The organism is Promicromonospora kroppenstedtii DSM 19349 (genome assembly GCF_000515355.1).
GTDB lineage: Bacteria > Actinomycetota > Actinomycetes > Actinomycetales > Cellulomonadaceae > Promicromonospora > Promicromonospora kroppenstedtii.
The window spans coordinates 28,731-32,401 of the sequence record NZ_KI911670.1 but is presented as its reverse complement, the minus strand read 5'-3'; the positions used below and the strand labels follow the sequence as shown (position 1 = coordinate 32,401).

General features: G+C 72.2%; 3 protein-coding genes. 2 read left to right on the top strand and 1 reads right to left on the bottom strand.

The genetic code is table 11. From position 1 onward, the window contains the following. On the bottom strand, positions 1 to 734 hold a 734-nt coding region (locus PROKR_RS13525; protein ID WP_157602067.1), incomplete at its 3' end, for a serine/threonine-protein kinase. A 175-nt stretch (positions 735 to 909) separates the two neighbouring features. Here PROKR_RS13525 and otsB point away from each other — a divergent pair. Together otsB and PROKR_RS13515 are read left to right on the top strand one after the other, a co-directional pair. After that, on the top strand, positions 910 to 3,234 hold the full coding sequence (otsB, locus tag PROKR_RS13520; protein ID WP_036964082.1) for a trehalose-phosphatase: 2,325 nt from the start codon (positions 910 to 912) through the stop codon (positions 3,232 to 3,234). 151 nt (positions 3,235 to 3,385) lie between these two features. Beyond that, the coding region (locus PROKR_RS13515) for an ATP-binding cassette domain-containing protein (protein ID WP_036964080.1) at positions 3,386 to 3,671 on the top strand (286 nt) is incomplete at its 3' end.

The following is a 3,671-nucleotide window of genomic DNA, read 5'->3' as shown; positions in this document are numbered from 1 at the left end:
GGCTCCAGCCCGTCGAGGTCGGCCTGGCCCTGCCGCGAGCGCCGCAGCACGAGCTCGGTGGGCCGGACGCCGAACGGCGCGCGGCCGGTGCCTGCGAACGCGAGCACCGCGGACCAGGACCACCAGTCGGTGTCGGGGCCGGGCTCGGCGCCGTCGAGCAGCTCGGGGGCGAGGTAGCCGGGGGTACCCATGACGAACCCGGTCCGGGTGGCGCGTGGGTCGCCGGGACCCTGCGCGAGCCCGAAGTCGATGAGGACGGGCCCGGTGCGCGCGATGAGCACGTTGGAGGGGGTCAGGTCGCGGTGCACGACGCCGGTGCCGTGCACGGCCTCGAGGGCGTCGGCGAGCTGGTCGGCCAGCTCGAAGAGGTCCCGGGGGTCGAGCGGCCCGCGGGCGTCGATCTCCTCCTCGAGGGTGGGGCCCTCGACGAGCTCGGTGACGATGAAGGCGTCCGCGCCGTCGAGCTCGGCGTCCAGGACGCGGGCGACGGCCGGGTGGCGCAGGCCCTGCAGCGCGGTGGCCTCGCGGCGCAGCCGTTCGCGGGCCGCGGGGTCGTCGAGGTGGCGGTGCAGCATCTTGAGGGCGACGGCGTTGCCGCCGTCGTCCAGGGCACGGTAGACGGCGCCCATGGCGCCGGACCCGATCTCGTGCACGACCGTGTAACCGCCCAGCTTCGAACCGGCAGCGGGGCCGGAGCCGGGCGGGGGCGCGATCGACGCCTCCACCTCCTCCATGAGGCACACCGTAGCCGTCGCGGACGGCGGACGCCCGCCAACATCCAGGCTCTGACCAGCACTGCGGCGTACCGGCGTTCGAGTGGGAGCCGACCTCGTTACCCTGAGCAGGGAAGAGACCTCGCTACTCTTGACACTGCACAGATAGAATCTTCCACGCATAAGGAGCAGTACATTGCCGGGTAAAGACGGGTACGATCTGGTCGTCGTCGCGAACCGGCTCCCGGTCGACTTCACGGTCGGCCCGGACGGTGGCCTCACCTGGCAGAGGTCGCCAGGAGGCCTGGTCACGGCCCTGGAACCTGTGATGCACGGCGCGGACGGCGCCTGGGTCGGCTGGTCCGGCGCCCCGGACCTGGCGCACGAGCCCTTCGAGGCGGACGGCGTCATGCTGGTGCCGGTCACGCTGAGCGCCACCGAGATCGAGCGCTACTACGAGGGGTTCTCCAACGACACCCTCTGGCCGCTCTACCACGACGTCATCGCCCCGCCCGCCTACCACCGGCAGTGGTGGGACGCGTACCGCCGCGTCAACCAGCGCTTCGCCGACGCCGCCGCCGAGCAGGCCGCCGAGGGCGCCGTCGTCTGGGTGCACGACTACCAGCTCCAGCTCGTTCCCCGCATGCTGCGCGACCTGCGCCCGGACCTGCGCATCGGGTTCTTCGACCACATCCCGTTCCCCCCGGTCGAGCTGTTCGCGCAGCTCCCGTGGCGGCGGCAGATCATCGACGGCCTGCTGGGCGCTGACCTCGTGGGCTTCCAGCGCAACGGCGACGCCGCGAACTTCGTGCGGTCCGCACGCCGGCTGACGGGCTACACCACCCGCGGCCCCGTGATCACGATCCCGGACGCCGACGGGCGGCCCGGCCGGCACGTGCGGGCGTCGTCGTTCCCCATCTCGATCGACTCCCACCGGTTCGACAGCCTGGCGCGCACGCCCGAGGTGCAGGCCCGCGCCAAGGAGATCAAGGCCGACCTCGGCAACCCGGACACGCTGATGCTGGGCGTGGACCGCCTCGACTACACCAAGGGCATCCGGCACCGCATCAAGGCGTACGGCGAGCTGCTCGACGACGGCCGCCTCGACGTCGAGCACGCCACGCTCGTGCAGGTCGCCAGCCCGAGCCGCGAGAACGTGGGCGCCTACCAGGAGCTCCGCGAGCACGTCGAGGTCCTCGTGGGCCGCATCAACGGCGAGTACGGCGAGCTGGGCCACTCCGCGATCCACTACCTGCACCACTCCTACCCGCCCGAGGAGATGGCCGCTCTCTACCTCGCGGCGGACGTGCTGCTGGTCACCTCGCTGCGCGACGGCATGAACCTGGTCGCCAAGGAGTACATCGCCGCCCGCTCCGACGAGCGGGGTGCCCTGGTGCTGAGCGAGTTCACCGGTGCCGCCGACGAGCTCTCCCCCGGCCCCCTGCTGGTCAACCCGCACGACATCGACGGCATGAAGGACATCATCGTGGCCGCCGCGACCATGGACCCCAAGGAGCAGCGTCGCCGCATGCGCCGCCTGCGCCGCAAGGTACTCGCGGACGACGTCGCCAAGTGGTCCGAGACCTTCCTGGGAGTGCTCACCGCGGTGCCGCCCCGGCCGCTCAGCGTGGACCCGCGCGCCGCGGAGCCCCGCCACCACAACCTCCGCGACGCGCTCACGGCGTTCACCACCCTGCCGGAGGGCGTGCCCGCCAAGGGCCTGGCCCGGATGAGCAACGGCAACGGGCGGCGCAAGAAGCCGACGACCGGCTGGCTGCTCGCCTCCGACTTCGACGGCACGCTCGCGCCCCTGGTCGACGACCCCAAGGCGTCCGCCATGACCCGTGCGGCCCGGGCCGCGATCGAGCAGCTGCACGCCCTCACGCACGAGGCTCCGGTGCGCCTCGCGTTCGTCTCCGGGCGCGACCTGTCCGACCTCGCCGAGCGCACGGTGGCCCCCGAGGGCACGTTCCTCGTGGGCAGCCATGGTGCCGAGGCCGGCCGGGCCACCAGCTCCGGCGTGGAGCAGGTGCCGTTCCGCCTGACAACCACCCAGTCCGGCCAGCTCGACGCGCTCGTGGCGGGCTTCGAGTCCGCGGTCTCGGGCCGGGAGGGGGCGTGGGTGCAGGTCAAGCCCGCCGCCGCCGTCGTGCACACGCGCCTGGCGAGCGTGGACGACGCCGCGGCCATCACGGTGGCCGCCGACGAGGTGGCCGCCAACCAGGGGCTGCCCGCCATGCACGGCAAGGACGTGGTCGAGGTCTCGGTGGTGCCCACGAGCAAGGGCGAGGCGCTGCGCCGCCTGCGCGGCACCGTGGCGGCCGAGCTGGGCGTCGAGAAGGTACGCGTGCTGTACGCGGGCGACGACACCACCGACGAGGCGGCCTTCGGCGCGCTGGAGTCCGGCGACCTGACGATCAAGGTCGGCACGGGCGACACCCTCGCGTCCCACCGCGTGCCCGACCCCGACGCGCTCGCCGCCGTCCTGGCCGGTCTCGCCCGCACCCTGGGCGAGGAGTGACCTGCCTGTGACCTGGTCTGTACCGCGACCTTGACCAACCGGGGTACGATCGCGCTGCAACAGTGTCACCGCCGACACGTCAGTGGAAGCAACGGCACCCGACCACAACGGATCGTCCGGCACGTACCTGCCGGTGGAGGGATGTTTTCTCATGGCTACGGTCACCTTTGACCACGCGACGCGCGTCTACCCGGGCACGGAGCGCCCGGCCGTCGACCAGCTGAACCTGGAGATCGAGGACGGCGAGTTCCTCGTCCTCGTCGGCCCGTCCGGCTGCGGCAAGTCCACGTCCCTGCGCATGCTCGCGGGTCTCGAGGACGTCAACGGCGGGCACATCTTCATCGGTGACCGCGACGTCACCGACGTGCAGCCCAAGGACCGCGACATCGCGATGGTCTTCCAGAACTACGCGCTCTACCCGCACATGTCGGTGGCGG